Origin of the sequence: Pseudothermotoga hypogea DSM 11164 = NBRC 106472 (genome assembly GCF_000816145.1) — a bacterium.
Classification (GTDB): domain Bacteria; phylum Thermotogota; class Thermotogae; order Thermotogales; family DSM-5069; genus Pseudothermotoga_A; species Pseudothermotoga_A hypogea.
Map to the genome: position 1 here is coordinate 1889695 of NZ_CP007141.1, position 16764 is coordinate 1906458.

At 49.0% G+C, this 16764-nt stretch carries 17 protein-coding genes and 1 tRNA gene; 5 read left to right on the forward strand and 13 right to left on the reverse strand.

Translation table 11 applies throughout. The features are described from left to right. Window positions 1–8: 8 nt before the first annotated feature. From AJ81_RS09260 to AJ81_RS09275, 4 genes are read right to left on the reverse strand one after another with little or no spacing between them, the layout of a single operon-like run. A complete protein-coding gene (locus AJ81_RS09260) occupies window positions 9–632 on the reverse strand; it encodes a hypothetical protein (RefSeq protein ID WP_031502411.1) in 624 nt (207 codons plus the stop codon). Continuing rightward, entirely contained in the window at window positions 629–2638 is a 2010-nt protein-coding gene (locus AJ81_RS09265; protein ID WP_031502412.1) for an alpha-amylase family glycosyl hydrolase, read from the reverse strand. Before AJ81_RS09265 ends, AJ81_RS09260 begins: the two co-directional genes overlap by 4 nt. A 9-nt stretch (window positions 2639–2647) precedes the next feature. Further along, window positions 2648–3853, reverse strand: a complete 1206-nt coding sequence (locus AJ81_RS09270; RefSeq protein ID WP_031502415.1) for an adenosylhomocysteinase — start codon at window positions 3851–3853, stop codon at window positions 2648–2650. Window positions 3854–3868: 15 nt separating this feature from the next. Further along, window positions 3869–4909 (reverse strand): DUF362 domain-containing protein, encoded by a 1041-nt coding sequence (locus tag AJ81_RS09275; protein ID WP_031502416.1) that lies wholly within the window; start codon window positions 4907–4909, stop codon window positions 3869–3871. Window positions 4910–5002: 93 nt separating this feature from the next. Between AJ81_RS09275 and AJ81_RS09280 the strand changes: the two genes are divergently transcribed. The 4 genes from AJ81_RS09280 (at window position 5003) to AJ81_RS09295 (ending at window position 7848) form a co-directional block, all read left to right on the forward strand. Further along, on the forward strand, window positions 5003–5914 hold the full coding sequence (locus tag AJ81_RS09280) for an AEC family transporter (protein WP_031502418.1): 912 nt from the start codon (window positions 5003–5005) through the stop codon (window positions 5912–5914). 51 nt (window positions 5915–5965) lie between these two features. After that, window positions 5966–6056: transfer RNA gene (locus AJ81_RS09285), tRNA-Leu, on the forward strand. A gap of 111 nt (window positions 6057–6167) precedes the next feature. Next, on the forward strand, window positions 6168–7259 hold the full coding sequence (locus tag AJ81_RS09290; RefSeq protein ID WP_031502420.1) for an AAA family ATPase: 1092 nt from the start codon (window positions 6168–6170) through the stop codon (window positions 7257–7259). A gap of 91 nt (window positions 7260–7350) precedes the next feature. After that, on the forward strand, window positions 7351–7848 hold the full coding sequence (locus tag AJ81_RS09295; RefSeq protein WP_031502422.1) for a hypothetical protein: 498 nt from the start codon (window positions 7351–7353) through the stop codon (window positions 7846–7848). 115 nt (window positions 7849–7963) lie between these two features. On the opposite strand, the gene AJ81_RS09300 is transcribed toward AJ81_RS09295, so the two are convergent. Beyond that, a complete protein-coding gene (locus AJ81_RS09300; protein ID WP_231845438.1) occupies window positions 7964–9202 on the reverse strand; it encodes a MalY/PatB family protein in 1239 nt (412 codons plus the stop codon). Between the two features lie 127 nt (window positions 9203–9329). On the opposite strand from AJ81_RS09300, the gene AJ81_RS09305 reads away from it, so the two are divergent. Further along, entirely contained in the window at window positions 9330–9749 is a 420-nt protein-coding gene (locus tag AJ81_RS09305) for a hypothetical protein (protein ID WP_154655772.1), read from the forward strand. A 2-nt stretch (window positions 9750–9751) separates the two neighbouring features. On the opposite strand, the gene AJ81_RS09310 is transcribed toward AJ81_RS09305, so the two are convergent. The 8 genes from AJ81_RS09310 to AJ81_RS09345 all read right to left on the reverse strand — a co-directional run bounded on the left by AJ81_RS09310 (window position 9752) and on the right by AJ81_RS09345 (window position 16763). Beyond that, window positions 9752–10585 (reverse strand): methyl-accepting chemotaxis protein, encoded by an 834-nt coding sequence (locus tag AJ81_RS09310; RefSeq protein ID WP_031502428.1) that lies wholly within the window; start codon window positions 10583–10585, stop codon window positions 9752–9754. Between the two features lie 4 nt (window positions 10586–10589). Continuing rightward, the gene (locus AJ81_RS09315; protein WP_031502430.1) at window positions 10590–11351 is read right to left on the reverse strand and encodes an oxygen-binding di-iron domain-containing protein; all 762 of its coding nucleotides are present in this window, start codon (window positions 11349–11351) and stop codon (window positions 10590–10592) included. A 45-nt stretch (window positions 11352–11396) separates the two neighbouring features. Next, window positions 11397–12068 carry an amino acid ABC transporter permease gene (locus AJ81_RS09320; protein WP_031502432.1) on the reverse strand — a complete coding sequence of 224 codons (672 nt, stop codon included), beginning with the start codon at window positions 12066–12068 and terminating at the stop codon, window positions 11397–11399. Further along, window positions 12065–12799: an amino acid ABC transporter ATP-binding protein gene (locus AJ81_RS09325; RefSeq protein ID WP_038059584.1), complete on the reverse strand. Its 735-nt coding sequence runs from the start codon at window positions 12797–12799 to the stop codon at window positions 12065–12067. The genes AJ81_RS09320 and AJ81_RS09325 overlap by 4 nt, the downstream gene beginning before the upstream one ends. Before the next feature lie 17 nt (window positions 12800–12816). Then, window positions 12817–13485, reverse strand: a complete 669-nt coding sequence (locus AJ81_RS09330) for an amino acid ABC transporter permease (protein ID WP_231845437.1) — start codon at window positions 13483–13485, stop codon at window positions 12817–12819. A gap of 31 nt (window positions 13486–13516) precedes the next feature. Further along, the gene (locus AJ81_RS09335; protein WP_031502437.1) at window positions 13517–14242 is read right to left on the reverse strand and encodes a basic amino acid ABC transporter substrate-binding protein; all 726 of its coding nucleotides are present in this window, start codon (window positions 14240–14242) and stop codon (window positions 13517–13519) included. A 206-nt stretch (window positions 14243–14448) separates the two neighbouring features. Then, on the reverse strand, window positions 14449–15891 hold the full coding sequence (argH, locus tag AJ81_RS09340; protein ID WP_051368930.1) for an argininosuccinate lyase: 1443 nt from the start codon (window positions 15889–15891) through the stop codon (window positions 14449–14451). After that, window positions 15888–16763, reverse strand: a complete 876-nt coding sequence (locus tag AJ81_RS09345) for an amidohydrolase family protein (protein ID WP_038059585.1) — start codon at window positions 16761–16763, stop codon at window positions 15888–15890. Before AJ81_RS09345 ends, argH begins: the two co-directional genes overlap by 4 nt. Window position 16764: the final 1 nt, after the last annotated feature.

Here is a 16764-nt window from a genome sequence, read left to right on the forward strand (position 1 = left end):
GCTTCATCTCACCCCTGTAGGTCCAATATCTCCACGAACAAAGCTCTGAACTTTTCTGGAATCCTTCCCAAGAGCCTTCTCTCAAGATCGTTCTTGGGGACACGATAGGAGTTCAAGACGTGGAAGTGTATCTTCGCAAATTCTTCGATCTTGTCCTCCGAAAGCGGTTCGATCGTGTATAAAACCTGCCCATCTTCAAATGTTGAGAAACTTTCCCTCAGGACAGGTTTACAACCTCTCACCGAGCTCTCAATGAAAACACTCAGCTCGTCCTCCTTCACGCAGAAAAGAGGTTTCTCCACTTCCACAGGATTTGAAGAGAACTTATCGAACTCAGAATCGTGTACTTCCAAGACGGATACGTTGGAAGGGAGTGTGAGATGCTCCAGCGAGACGTTCTCTTCTCTCAATCGGAGCGTCTTGTCGGCTGGAACGAGCGATAGGATCTGCTCGATCTGCTGTGGCATCGCAAGGTCACCGAAGAGATTCCAAGCGAGAAGTTCTCGTGCATCCAGACTCAGAAACTCCACGAATATCGCTTTCTTTTTCCCCAACACCTGATGAAAATCGAGCGGGAAACGAGCATCGGGAGAATCGTAGAGCTTCAGATTCGAAAGATACGCCTTCTTCAACGATTCCTCACCCACCTGAACTTGAGAGCGTAGAGTTTGAAACCGAGTGGCGAAAGGGTGCAATCGATGACGTTCGAAACCTTTTCTACCCTCCAACCAGATTCGTCCCAGCTTTGCAGTTCCATCACCTCGATGGCATCGTTCACGGTTCGATCCAGAAGAACGCTCACGGTACACTCACTCATTTTCAGATTTGCGAGTGCGATGACGGCCGTGTCCGACGTCCAATAGGAAGCGTTGCATATCGTACCATCCTGCCAGCTCAGATAGACCGGCCTGTATTCTCCCTTCAGCAACACATTCAAAAACTGGTTTCTCACAGCCGTGAGCTTCGCAAGGAAGTCGATGAGCTCCGTCCTTCTCCAGTGGAGAACGTAATGGTCGAAGAAGGCGAGCTTACCCTGAAACTCATCGTCGCAAGTCAGGGTGAACCTACCACACGCATCGCTGTCGAGACCGAGGTTCATCGGCTGTGTTTCCTCTATCTCTTGGCCACAGTTCAGCGTGAGAACGCCGTTCTTCGCAAAGGCGCACAGGAACGGAAGAAGTTTTTTGAGTCTTTGGCCTTCGTTCCTCGCAATCGTTCTGGGTGTATCGGGAGTCTCTGAGGCCGCCAAGAATGGAAGCTGCATGTTGCATGAGAGGTTCTGAAAGAATTCGTAGGTCTTTTCGGGAAATCTTGGAAGCATCCACCAGCTGTTTCCAACGACGACGTCGTACCCAGCTCGTGCCGCCTCGATCACCCTGTGTGGTTCGAGCTCTTCTGCGATGAACACGAAAGCTGGATCGATCGATCTGGCATTGTTCATGATCATTCCCTGCAACTCGTTGGGAAGTGCGTGTCCCATATCCAACCTCACGCCGTCTATGCCATACTTTCGTTGGAATTCTGGCAACACGGACGCGATGTATTCCCAGAGCTGAGAATTCTTTTTTTCACCGGGAAAACGACTCGCCTTGATCACGTCGAACAACACGTAAGGTGGCTGATCTTCCCCCACTTTTCCCTTAGCTGTGATCGGATGGTCTAGATACAATCTCAAAAACGTCACATCGTCCCAGGTTGGTTGTGGATCGTTGAGCCAGTCAGAAAAACCCGGTGCGGTGATGATCCCAAAGGTCTTCGCGATCTCGTACATGAAGTTCTCTTCATCGCAGTTTTTCACGAAATTGTCCCACTTTTCTGGATCGAGCCTGGAAGGATCTGGCGAGAACTTCTTCAAATGTTCACGAACAGCCGTTAGATCGTACAACTCACACATCTGCTCGAAACTCGGTTGACAGAACCCCAAATGTTCAACCCTCGGTGGTGCATAGCCTGAAAGCTTTTCGAGTTTCACCCAGTAGAACCAGTCTGGGTGCTTCAGTATGAGATTACAGTCCCGTGCTGCGGTGCGTGGAATGAAATCGAGCACCACTCTGATTTCCAACATGTGGCACGCTTGAACGAACGCGGCGAACTCGTCCGCAACGTTCCAGCCATCGAGCAGTGGATCGTGGTAGCTTTCATCTATCTTCAAAAAATCCTTCACCGCGTACGGTGAACCGATCTCTCCTTTTTTGAACATGTTGCTCGATTGGGTGATCGGCAGCAAGTAAAGCACGTTGACTCCGAGCTTCTTAAAGTGTGGAAGCAAAAGAGTCATCTTCAAGAACGTGCCACCCTCGCGATAACCCAGCACATCGTCCTGCTCGAATCTACCAAAACCCTTGTGGTTGTAGGCACTGTTGGTGCGCACCAAGCTGCTGTAAAGCACAGCCTTCTTGATCCAACTTCTGTCTGGCTCACCCTTCTGAAGGGCCAGAGACGCTCCGACCTTCGCATCGAAGTTTCTGTTGCACTGCAACCATTCTCGAAGCTTTGAATAGACGATGGCAGGATCAACGAAGATCCTCTCACCATCTTCTTTCGAAGGTCCATCGTACCAACCTTCAAGCCAGACTCGAGGCAAGCAATAATCCATTCTTCCTCGCGAGCGAACACTGTTGAGCATTTCGAATATCACGTTCTCACCTCAGTAGTTTTCAAGATAGCTTCTCTGCTCTTCACTCAACTCATCTATCTCTATTTTCATACTTGCGAGTTTCATTCGTGCTATCTTTTCGTCGATGTGGGAAGGCACAGGATACACACCAGGTTCGAGGTTGGTTTTTGCAAGGTGGATCAGAGACAGAGCTTGGACGGCGAAGGAAAGATCCATTATCTCCACGGGATGTCCATCTGCAGCCGCCAGATTCACCAATCTTCCCTGAGCCAATAAATACAGCACTTTGCCATTCGCAAGCCTGTACGCTGTCACGTTCGGTCTGGCTTCGTACTTCTCCACACAGATTCTTTCCAAGGCTCTCACGTCCACCTCGACATCGAAGTGTCCCGCGTTCGCCAGTATCGCCCCATCCTTCATTTCAAGGAATTCTTTCTCGCTTATCACTTTCGTGTTCCCCGTCGCTGTGATGAAGAAATCGCCCAATTTTGCAGCTTGCGAAATCTTCATAACCTCAAAACCATCCATGACCGCTTCCAGCGCCTTCACGGGATCGACCTCGGTGACGATGACTCTCGCACCGAGCCCCCTCGCACGCATCGCGATGCCCTTACCACACCAACCATAACCACACACCACGGCGATCTTACCCGCAACGTTCAGATTCGTGTTCCTCATGATGCTGTCCCATGTCGATTGACCTGTGCCGTAACGATTGTCGAACAGATGTTTTGTGAAGGCATCGTTCACCGCGATCACCGGTACTTTGAGTAAACCTTTCTTGTGAAGCGCACGAAACCTTCTGAGCCCCGTCGTGGTCTCCTCGGTAACGCCTCTCAGATTCTTCAAAGCTTCTTGGTACTCTGTATGCGCGGTCACGGTCAGGTCTGCTCCGTCATCGAGGATCAAGTGAGGCTGAGTTGTCAAAACCTTTTTTATGTTGTCCATGTACACTCTTTCGTCTTCGGTGCGCTTCGCATAGACCGTTAAACCTCTTTCTCTCAACGCTTCTGCAACATCGTCTTGCGTACTCAAAGGATTGCTTCCAGTCACTATCACCTCTGCTCCAAGATCTCTCAGCAGCAGCGCGAGCCTCGCAGTCTTGGCTTCGAGATGGATCGACATGCCTATGCGAAGTTCCTTCAAAGGCTTCTGAGGACCGTACTCTTCTTCTATGGATTTGAGCAACGGCATGAACCTGTAAACCCAATCGATTTTCACATGACCCGACTTCAAAGATCTTCACTCCTTTCAGAAAATTCGTCTGACCAGGCTTATAGCTCCCTGCGGACAAACTTCATGACAAACGTAGCACTTTATGCACTTTTCGTAGTTGATCTTCATCTGGTCTATGTTTATCGCTTTTGCGGGACATCTCTCTTCACATATTTTACAGCGAACACACTTGGTTTTAGATATCCTCGGTGAACGTGCCAACCTCCTCGCGAGCATTCTGAGAGCCTCCGGTACTGGCAGCACGGGTGTCGTGATTGGAAGCTGTATTTGACCCGTCCAATCCCCTTCAACATCATGTTCGACGATGAGATTTCTCAGCAGCGACTCACGCACGGTGTAGATGAGCAGTGGATCGACGTTCAATCTCTTACAAAGCACAAAATCGAGCACGAAACCGTTGGTGCTCAGCGCTATCACTCCGAATCGCTTTGTCTTGCCGTTGGCTGGTCCGTTACCCTCCATGCCCACGACTCCGTCGACGATGTTCAGAGTGGGGTTCACCAACCTGTGCAAATCAACCAAGAAAGCAGCAAAATTCTCGTTCGTGCCACAGCGCATGTGCCAACCAGATTTCTCCAAGCCTGGGACACAACCGAAGGTGTTCTTCACAGCGAGCGTGAGGATCATTTGAGAATGCGTTTTCAACTTGGCCACGTTGATGATCTTGTCAACCTCGAAGATCCTTCTGTCCAAGTTTATCTTCTTATAGATTTGTCCAGCGACCGTGATGGGTTGATCCAGTTCGAAAATCGGTACGTTCATTTCCTCACACACATCTTTTATGCCCGTCTTCTCGGCTACCCTTTGAAAACTGCCCGAAGCGGGACTGTCTGCGACCATCGCGTGGCACTTCAGATCTTTGAGAAAAATCAGAACGGCTTTCAATATTGCTGGATGCGTTGTTACGGCCTCTTCCGGTCTTCTCGCTGAAAGCATGTTGGGCTTGACCAAGACCGAATCTCCCGGTGTGAACAGGTGCGAGAAGCTTTTCAGAGAACTTCGCAATTGCTCCATGGCGTATTCGTACGAGTCGCAACGTAGCAGTGATACCTTCATAGCGACCTCCTGATATGAAGATGTTGTATCTTTACTTGAACAGAGTGATTCACAGGCTCGACCATAGTTTATCATCATTTTCGGAGGATTGGGATGACGCACGTGGTGCTGAACCAAGTTCTGGCGATCTTCCTTTTGACGGCTTTCGGGTTCGTTTTGAAGAAGATAAATCTCCTGAACGATGGATTCACCAAGAGCAGTTCGGATCTCATCGTTTATGTGACACTGCCGGCGATGATAATAAATTCCATGGACAGGGAGTTCTCAAAAGACGTTGCAACGACCTCGTTGCAAGTCTTCCTCACCGGAGCAATAATGTACGGCTTCACGATCTTGCTCGCGATCTTGCTCGTTCGCTTCAGAAAGTACGAAGAAACGCAGCGCGGGGTTTACATGTACATGGTCATCTTCGGAAACGTTGGTTATCTGGGTTATCCCATAATGAACGTTCTCTATGGAGAGATAGGCGTCTTTTACTCGGCGGTCTTCAACATCTGGTTCAACATTCTCACTTGGACGATCGGCGTGAGCATCATGGCGCGTGGCAGGCTCAATTTCAGAAGGATATTGATCAACCCAGGTTTGTTGTCGACACTCTTCGGTCTATTCATTTTTCTGACACCGTTGAGATTGCCCACGCTGGTCAAGTCCGTTCTCGACAGCGTCGGGTCGATGACGACACCGCTCGCGATGTTCTTGGTGGGGGCTTTCTTGGCGGAGGCACATTTGAAAGACTTCGTCGCAGAGATAGATCTGTACCTCGCCTCCATATTGAAACTGGTCGTCGCACCAGCTTTGGTGTATCTGGTCATGTCGTACACAGACCTGCCAACGATCGTGAAAGTCTTGCCCGTCGTGATGGCGGGAATGCCTTCGGGTGTGAACACGGCCATCTTCGCGAGGATGTTCGACAAGGACTACAAACTCGCGGCCCAAGGTGTGGTGCTTTCCACCGCTTTGTCGATGATCAGTCTGCCCGTTCTCATACTCATGGTTGTGAGATGAAGTCAAAAGCACTTGATCGGTTGCACTGTGTGTGATAAAATTTGTGTGTACGCCGAGGTGGCGGAACTGGCAGACGCGACTGACTCAAAATCAGTTGAGGGTTGACCCCCTCGTGCGGGTTCGACTCCCGCCCTCGGCACCAAACCCGCCGTGAGGCGGGTTTTTGTTTGAAATTCGTCGAGAAGAAAACTACTTCCGCAGGCGTTAGTAACTTCCGCCCCCGAAAGTGATACAATACCATCGGGGTGGTTCAATGTTGTTCTCTTCTACACCAAAAGCGACCAGAGAAGAACTTTTCGACAGAGAGGAAGAACTCTCTGAGCTCGAAAAGCTTTTGAACATCTATCCCATCGTGGTGGTCACTGGCCTTCGCAGGGTCGGAAAGTCTTCCTTGATAAGGGTCTATCTCAACGAGCATGAGAATTACTTCATGTCGATCGACGTGAGAAAGCTGTACGAGATGTCTTTTGGGAACATCTCATCGCTGCATCTGACGAGGCTGGTCGGTGAAGAGCTGAACAAGATTTCGAAAATCGAGAAACTCTCGTCGTTCTTGAGAAAGATTCGAGGAATCAGTATCCATGGGAGCTCAGTGGAAATCGATGCGAAACAGTTCGAACTTTCCGACATGTTCGAAAAGCTCGAAGCCTTCGCCGCGAAAAACAACAAGAATTTCATCGTCTTCTTCGATGAAGCCCAGTATTTGAAATTCTACGGCGCAAGGGGCGGGGAAGAGATACGGATGTTGTTGGCGTACAGCTACGACAATCTGCCCCACGTGAGGTTTATCTTCACAGGTTCGGAAGTTGGTATGCTTCACGATTTCTTGAAGTTCGAAGATCCCGATTCGCCTTTGTACGGCAGAGCCATGGGGTTCCTCACAGTGAAGCCTTTCAGCTTTGAACTGTCACTGGAGTTCCTCAGGAAAGGTTTCGAAGAACTCGAAGAAAAAATCGATTTCGATCTCTCCGAGGTTGTGAAACAGTTAGACGGCATTGTGGGCTATCTGGTTCTGTTCGGACTCAAGTACATGACGATGAAGAACAAGGATAAGGCCCTTCAGGAAGTCTTCTCAACGATGAGCGTGTTGTTCGAAAAAGAACTTTCAGAGATCACCAAAAGAAGTCCACGTTACATGACAGTTTTGAAATCGATCGCCATTGGCATCAACACGTGGACAGGATTGAAGAACGTGCTCCACGCCAGGGGAGACTTCGTGAGCGATTCAAGACTTTTCTCCGTGCTCGAAACGCTTCAAAAGCTGTCTCTCGTAGAAAAATTCCAAGATCGTTACAGAATCACCGACCAAGTTCTCGAGAGGATCCTCAGAGAGAACAGGGTATGAAAATCATCACTCGAACTGTTCAGAGTGATACAACTTTCGATAGTCTTGTAGTATAATTGCTTCAGTAAATCACGCTCGAAGGGGGATGCATGTGAGGTACGGTAGGTTGGTGTTTGTCAGTGTCGTCACAGTTACGCTGATCTTGGCTGGGTGTACCATGCTCGATCTGTTCGGGAAATCACCAACACAATTGGCAAAGGATCTTTTGGACATCGTATTTACAGCCAGCGCAACAGAGTTGGTCTACGTCGAACCCGATGACTCCGAAATGTCGGACTACGCCAGCAGCGTCGTTTATTGGTTTCGACAATTTCTAAAGTTTGGCGGTACAGCCACTCCCACCAAGATAGAGGTCACCAACGTCGTTGAGTATACGAACTACAAGTTTTATCAAGTGAGTGGTGCACCGGACTTCGTTGAAAAGGTCTACATGATCAACATCGCACTGACCTACTCAGCTACGAAAGTGGCAACAGAGATTCCCATGATCACGATCAAAAACGTTCAGAACAAAGCTTACTTTTTCACGGTATATTTAGACAATGAGCAACCAACTCTTTATCCGAGTCCGACGTTTCTGCCCCACTAGATCGGTTAGATGCGCCAGACTCTTTGATTTCTGACAGCGGAACTCTAAACGAATTCCAAATGAACGATCAAGACGGCGGCATCCCTCTGAGGATGCCGCTTTTTTAGTGAGGAGTTTAGCACTCGAAATCGCGGCCAAATCGAGTTAATAGATCGTAAGCTCTCTTCAACGATTCGAGGATCTTCTTCAGATTCTCAGGACAACACGCGAAGTTCAATCTTACACCCTTGGGTTCACCAAAATCCGCACCGTTGTTCAGATAGACCTTAGCTTTTTCCAAAAAGAACTTCTGCGGATTCTCTAATCCGAGGTTCGAACAATCCAGCCACATCAAGAAAGTCGCTTCTGGCAAGGGAACGTCGATCAGCGGCATGTTTTGTTTTATGAAACTGTACGCGAAATCTCTGTTTTGACGAAGTTTCTGTAGCAAAGCTCTGAGCCATTCTTCACATTCCGTGTAGGCGATTTGCAAAGCCAAAGCTCCGAAGATGTTCGGTGTTGTCAGTTCAAAAGCTTCCAAAGCTTCGTTGTAAAGCTTTCTCAACTTCTCGTTCGGCACTATTCCATACCCGTTCGTCAAGCCAGGCACGTTGAAGCTCTTGCCAGCGGAGTTCAAAACGATCACGTTTTCAAGACCAGCCTTGAGGATCGTCGTGAATCGGAACGGTTCGTACACGATGTCTGCGTGTATCTCGTCGCTGATGATGATGGTCCCATACCTCGAACAAAGTTGAGCAAGTTCCTTCAACTCCTCGTACATCCACGCCCTTCCAACAGGATTGTGTGGGTTTGAAAGGATGATCAACTTGATCTTCCTTCTGGACAAAGTGCCTTCGAGATCCTCAAGGTCCATGACGTATCTATCGTTCACTCTTTTCAGTCTGTTCTCCACGATCCGTCGCTTGTTTCTTCTGATCACGTTGAAGAAAGGTGGGTACACAGGTGGTTGAATGACGATCTCATCGTTGGGTTCTGTGAGAACGTTGATGAACAACGCCATCATGGGCATAACATTGGGGCCGTCTACGATCCAACTCTTTTCCACGGAGAAACCATGCCTCTTCTCGTACCACTGAGCGATCGCTTCGTAGTATTCGCTCGGTCTGAACGTGTAGCCGAAGACCGCGTGTTCGACTCTCTTACGGAACGCCTCGAGCATGTTGGGGCACACCTTCACGTCCATGTCCGCGATCCATGCCGGTAAGACGTCATCACCGTACTTGGCCCTGATGGCATCATACTTGACACAGTTAGAATGACTTCTGTCTACGTACTCGATCTGCACAAGCATTCTCCTTTCGCAAAGTTTGGCAAGCTTTCTAACAGAAAGATAGCACACCCCGAACAGAATCAAAAAGTCTTCATTCGGAGGCAATACAACTTTGCGAAGATTGGACTTTGAACGGATACAACGATGCCTTTTTCGCCCGTTCCTCTGGTAAAATCCATTCGGTGAGAACATGTGGATCTACGATGAAGGGTTGATCAGATCGCTCCTCGTTTCCATGATAATGCAATGGATCTTTTCGTTTGTCTTCCTCGCTGTAATGTACTTCGCTGGCGTAACGTGGTTCGTGTTGGTTTTCTTTTTGCCCATCATCGCTCTGACGAACATTTTCGAGACTTTACAGTACTTCGCTTACGCGAAAGGGATCTTCATCAGTGATTTCGAATTGGTCCTTCCAGGCGTTGGAAGAAGAAAATTCAACGCGCAGGAACTTGAAAAGATAATACTACCAAGAATGCAAAGTAAAGGCCGCTACTCAGCCACGTTCGTGTTCAAGAAAGGTTCGCGCAGTGTGATGTTTTCAACTTTGGAAAAGAGACAGGAAGTCGTTGAGCTGGTTTCAGATTTCTGCCCACACGTGCAGATCATCGACAAGTCCAAAAAATCACGCTGAACTCAGAGCTTCACATCTTTGAGCTTCTGTTGCGCCTTCACCACTGAGCTTATGACCCTGAGCATGGCGTTGAACTTCTCGTTGGCATTCTGCAAGACTCGGTAGGTCTCTTCAATGGACTCACCTTGTCTTTCGAAATTCTCTTGTGCCTCTTTGAACGTTTCACTGGTCTGAACGATCACATCAGCGTTTTGCCTCAAGAAAGACAGCATCTGCGCGGTGGAATTCTTGAAGACCTCAAAGATTTGACCAACCACTCTCAGACCCTCGATGGACTTCTCTATCATCTCACTGAGCTGTTGGACCTTCTTCGTTATCTCCTGCGCAGCAACACCCGACTCGGTGGCGAGCTTCTGTATCTCTGCTGCCACCACGGCAAAGCCTCTACCGAACTCACCAGCCCTCGCAGCCTCAATCGAAGCGTTCAGTGCCAACAACTTGGTCTGTTTCGCGATGGTGTTGATCTTCTCAACCATCGTTTGAGCTTCCCTGAAGCTCTCGATCGTCATAGAAGTTTGTTCCAGTGCACTTTCGAACTTCTCGCTCGCCTGTTCCAAGCTGGCACCAGACTGGGACAGCTGAGATTCCATCTGGCTACCGACTTTCTTTATGGCCTCGAAAGCCGACTCGAGCGCCTCACTGTCTCTGGAGAACTTCGTTTGCAGTTCCGACAGCTCTCCGCTCATCTTGGAAAATTTCTCCATCACCGAACCGATCTGCCTTTGAAGATCGAGAACCCTCGAGACGAGCGCTTCGTCCAGCTGATTCATGAAACTGGTCATCAAGTTTTCCGCAAAGAACGCAGAAGAAATTTTGTCAAAGGTCTTCTTGTCCAAGCTATCACTTCCCGTAGAATTGATCTATCAAGTCAACTCCACATTTGAGATCCCTGAGCCAATCGAAGAATTTTCGAACACAAGCGCCTTTCATCACTGCGCCATGCTGTGGTGCAATCTGTTGAATCTGCTTCTTCGAAACGATCTCTACCCATTTTCTGCATGCGACGCTGCTCGTCATGTACCTTCTGTGGAACAGTTCCATGTTCTTCACGTGCGATTCGAAATCTTCGGTCTCTCGATACCTCTTTCCAGCCGGAAAAACACAAGTACCGATGTCACCTGAGAAGAGTATCTTGGCAGTCGGATCGTACAACGTGAAATTCCCAGTTGAATGCAAATAGTGCGATGGTATCAACTCGAGTACATTTCCACTCTTGAGCCTGATAACATCCCCATGATCTGGTATGGCGACCACCCTTCTTTGATCGAACACCCCGAAGTGTGGCAAAAAGCGGATCCAGAGGTTCGAGATGTAGACTTTGCTGTTCTCGGCGATCGAGAGCCACAGGATGATACCACTCGTCACGTCGGGATCTTGGTGGGTGTAAAAGATGTGGGTTATTCTCGAGGGATCCACCACTTCGGAAACGTTCGCCAGCACTCTTGGAAACACGTGGGCACCACCTGGATCGAGCAAAACAGCTTCGTTTCCGTCGACTATCAAGTACTGGTTCGTCTGAACGATCTCTTCTTCCTTCTCTTCCCACCCAAGAAAGTAGAATTTGTGAGTTCCGTTGTCGAAGAGTAAGCTGTTCTGGATCATGAGAAATCTTCCTCCTCGATATAAATTATGCCACGTCGAGTCCTATCATCTCTCCCCAACGACCGTTCCAGGTATTCTGAGCTTTCTCTCCAACCACGCGAAGAAGAAAGATGAGATCCAAACGACTGTCAGATAGATCAGAGCGGTGATCAGATAAACTTTGAAGAACTCGAAGTTCCTGCTCGCGATGAACTTGGCTTGTGCCATCATCTCGGGTGCGCCTATGATGTAAGCCATGGAGGTGTACTTGAGCAGGTATATGAACTCGTTCGTCCAAGCTGGAATGACGCGTCTCAACGCTTGCGGTAGGATGATCAACCTCACCGCTTGCCACTTGCTCATCCCGATGGACAGAGCTGCCCTCATCTGTCCTGAACCTATCGACTGTATCGCACCCCTTATGTACTCAGCTTGATAAGCTGCACTGTTCATTGTGAAGCCGATGAGAGCCGCAACCAGCGGGGAAAACCTTATCCCATAGACTGGAAGACCGTAGTAGAGGATGAAGAGCTGAACAAGCATAGGAGTACCTCTTATGAGTTCTATGAACGTTGCGCTGAGAAAGCTCACCACTTTGTTGGCGTAAACACGCCAGACACACAGGAGCGTTCCAAACAGAAGTCCGAAGATCGCCGCGAAGGCGGTCATGTAGAATGTGACGATCAGACCGTTCAAAAGCTTTGGGATCGCTTGAACGAACACCTCGGCAAAACTCATCTTCTCTCCTCACCGTAAAGCTCTGTGAGCCTTCTGAGAAACTGTCTAGTCCTTTCAACCTTGGGATTCGTGAAGATCTCAGACGGAGGTCCCTGTTCGACGATCACACCGTTCTCCATGAACACGATCTCGTCCGCCACGCTCCTTGCAAATCCAAGCTCGTGAGTGACCACGAGCATCGTCATGCCACTCTTTGCAAGGTCTATCATGACCGAGAGCACCTCGCCTATCAACTCTGGATCCAATGCGGACGTTGGTTCATCGAAGAGTATCAACTTCGGTCTCATCGCCAAAGCCCTCGCTATGGCGACGCGCTGTTTTTGACCACCAGAAAGTTGCGACGGATAAAGGTGTGCTTTATCTGCCAAACCCACCTTTCTCAACTGTTCCAAGGCTATCTGAGTCGCTTCGTCTTTCGGAAGTTTTTGAACCTTGATCAATCCTATCCTCACGTTGTCGAGGGCCGTCAAGTGATTGAACAGGTTGAAATCCTGAAAGACGAAACCGATCTTCTGTCTCATCCTGTGGGCGTTCTTAGATGTTATCTCCTCTCCTTCCAGAAAGACTTTCCCAGAGTCTGGTTCGACCAACCTGTTTATGCACAACAAGAGCGTGCTCTTTCCAGTGCCACTCGGGCCGATTATCACCTTGGTTTCTCCTTTCTTCAACTCGAGCGACACACCCTTCAAGATCTCTGTTGCTCCATACTTTTTCCTCAGATCCACAACCATGAGGACTGGTTCCTGATTCAATGCACAACCTCCCTCGTCTCGAATCCAGGTATTCTCAACTTCTTCTCAACGAAGGTCAAGATTCTGTTTGCAAAGACCGTTAATGCAAGGTATATCCCGGCGCAGAGGAGGAATATCACCATGGGTTCGTAGGTTCGCGCGATGATGTAGCTTCCCTGTCTCAACAGCTCAACCACTCCGAGCGCGTAGGCCATGGAGGAGTCTTTCAAGACAACCGTGAGTTCGTTGGTCCAAGGAGCGATGGAGAAGCGAAGCGCTTGTGGAAAGACGATGTATCGAAAGGTCTGAAAGCGCGTCATGCCTATTGAGAGGGCCGCAACGGTCTGGCCCTTGCCCACGGAAAGGATTGCCCCACGAAAGATTTGGGACTGATAGGCAGAACTCCTCAACCCCAGTCCCAGAACGCAAGCCACGAAAGGATCGAGCCTCACACCAACTTCAGCTAAACCGTAAAAGATGAGCATCAAGAGGACCAACAATGGGATGCTCCTGAAGGTCTTTTCATATATGGAACAAACGAGGCGCGGTACACGCGCCCCATAGACCTGAAAGAAACTCACCGGGATGGCTATGACGAGCCCGAGCGCCAACCCCGCCAACGTCAGCTGGATCGTCACCAACGTACCCTTCAGGAGTATCGGTAAAGACTCGACGATCAATATCAAGCTGTCTATCCCTTAACCCCCCACGCACTCCTCAAAAGTATTTGTCGATCAACTCGTTGATCTTGCCCGTTTCGATCAGAGTTTTCAAAGCTTGATTGATCTTGTCCAAAAGCTCCTTGTTACCCTTTCTGACGGCTATACCGTACTGTTCTCCCGTTACAATGATGCCCACGACCTTCACAGGCTTCGTCGCGGCGAATCTGTTCGCAACCGGTGAATCCAAAACTATCGCGTCGATGTTACCGTTCAAAAGATCGCTGAGAGCAAGAATGAAGGTGTCGTACCTCTTCAAGTTTCGCTCAGGTAAAAGTCCTTTCTGGACCAAGTTCTCCGTGCACCACAGATCACCCGTCGTACCTGTTTGAACACCTATTCTGTACTTTCCAAACAGCACTGTGATCGTGAAATCCGAATCTGCCTTCACGATTATGCTCTGATCTGCAGACCAGTAAGGCATCGAGAAATCCACGACCTTTTTCCTTTCTTCCGTTATCGTCATTGCCGCGGCAGCAACATCGATTTGGCCTGCCCTCAGAGCTGGTATGAGTGAATCAAAGCTCATGTCCACGAACTTCAGTTCGAAGCCTGCGATCTTGGCTATCTCGCGCATGAGGTCCATATCGAAGCCGACGAACTGTCCGTTCTCGATGTACTCGAAGGGTGGAAAGTCTGCACTCGTTCCCACGGTGACGGTTCTGGCGAAGAGTACGAACGAAATCAGAAGAAGCACACTTAGAAACACCTTCACTTGTTTCACGCTCTCACCTCTCCTTCATCTGTTAACCAAATTATATCACCACGTCCATCACGAAGGTCAACCACGCTCGTGCAAACGTTACAAGAACTGAGATCTTCGCAGAACATCTTTTTCATCACGCTGAATTCAGTATAAACGGGGGAACCTCACGAAGGAAACAAAGATGTTTCTTTCAGCCGCTTTGGCCACCAGAAATCTTTGATCTTTCAACCTCCTGCAACGAGTGACGCAAAATCGTTCCACAGCTTTTTCAGACTCTCTTCTATGAAAATCTTCGTCTCCTCGATCACGCGTTCACCCCTTCGAATGCGTTCTCGCAGTTTTTCAAGCATCTCTTCGATACTTTTTTCACCCGGCCCACCCATCACCTGCCTGACTCGCACAAAGTTCTCCACCGAAAGCACCTCAGCGACCTTCGAGGGGCTCATTGTGAATCTCTTCCCCGTGAGCCTTTCAAAATTCTCCACCAATGAACCGTACCGCATGCCACTCTTGATGTACTCGGAGACTATCTGGTGCGCTTGGCGAAAACTGATTCGAAACTCTCTCACGAGATGATCGGCGAGTTCCGTCGCTGTGGAACCTGTGGAGAGTGAGAGTTCTTTGACTCTGTCTTCGTTCACGGTCATCTTCTCGATGATCTCCTTCGTCAGTTTCAAGGCTTGCTTCAAGACCTCGGCTCCATCCAAAAACTTGAACAAGACAAAATCTCCGTTCTCGTTAACGTCCTGGTACGGCGTGTTGAGAAAAGCAACCTCCACGGCATTGAAGAATCCAAAAGAAACACTCGATCTTATCCTCAAATGTTCAAGGATAACAGGATTCCTCTTCTGTGGCATTATACTGCTGATCTGTACCAGTTCGTCAGGAAAGCTGAAGATACCAACCTCACAGGAAGCTTTATGAAGAACGTCTTGAGCAAACCTCGCCAGATCGATCGCAAGAACTTTGAGTGGATCAAGAGCCATGTTGATCCAGTTCGATGTGACGATCGCCCTGTAGGAATTTTCGATAGGCTCGAAGAAACCGAGATAATCACTCACGATCTCTCTGTCGATTCTGAAACCTGTCGTCGTTATGGCGGCAGATCCCATGGGACAGAGGTTCACAACACGTGTGGCCAAGATCAATCCTTCCAGAACCTCCAGAGAATCGAAGGCCAGAGAGAGCAAATAATGTGCTAAGGTCGAAGGTTGGGCGGGTTGACCATGCGTGTACATGAGCAGGAATGTTCGAACGTTTTGTTCGGCCTTTTTTGATAGCCTTTCCACCAGATCGATCAATTCAGCCGCGATCTCCAGGAGCTTTTCGCGAACGCACATTCTGAAAATGGTTGCATCTATGTCGTTCCTGCTGCGCGCAGTGTGGAGGAAACCAGCCTTTTCAATACCTATCTTCTGCGATAACTTTCGCTCAATCAGAAAAACGAGGTCCTCTACGCCATCTGGTAATTTCTCATCGATCTTTTCATTTTCGAGCTCTGAAAGCGCCTGTGCAATCTCTACGACAAGCGATTTCGGTAGAATCTCAGTTTTCGCCAGCATGAGCAGGTGAGCCTCGTTGATTCGAAAGTAATGGTTCAAGAGCTTCTTCCAGTTTTCGAAAGAGCTGTCCAGGACCGTTTCTTTGTAAACTCTCGAAAAACTCACTTGACCATCTCCAAGATGGTATTCATATTCTTGTATAGGACTTTTTCTATCTCCTCGTCACTGTAACCGACCTCGATCATCGCCCTCAGCTGTTCTTCCAGATAGACCTTCGCAAATCCCCGTGGGAACCAACTCGAATCGGTACCGAAGATGATTCTGTCTGCACCAATGGTTTCTCTGAATTTCCTGAAGAGCGTCTGCAAAGTGACCTCGTAAGGCATCCATCTCATCCACTGGTTCGAGCCGCTCGTATCGATATACACGTTCGGACACGCCCAACAGAGGTTGAGCGTTTCGAACACGTAACCACACCCGAAGTGTGGCACGATGAATTTGATCCTCTTGAACTGCTTCGCAACGTCGTGTATGATCAACGGATTTATGTTAACGTGGTACGCGATCCCACCGGCTGCACCCAAGATACCGAAGTGAATCAAAACGGGTATCTCGTGCGCGTTGGCAACCTCCCAAACGGGACACAGCGACCTGTCGTTCAGAGGCGTGTTGACCTTGGGTCCCAAGATTTTGTACCCCTTGAGCCCTTTTTCGATGCACCTTTCGAGCTCTTCCGCAGCACCTTCATTTGACGGATCGTGATGAGCATAACCAACGAACCTGTCTGGATGACTCGCGACGAGTCTTATCATGTTCTCGTTACCGTTCGCTGTCACGAAGACGATCTTTTCTATGTTGTACTTCTGCGCTTCCGAGTACCACAGTCTACAGAGTTCGTCGAAATCGTCTATCCGTTGTGGCTTGGGGAAATTCCACGCTTTCAACCATTTTTCCTTGTTTCTTTTCAACCATGGATCGTCTTCGGACTCTCTGACGAAATCCAGCGGGAAATGAACGTGTGAATCGATCAGTCTCATC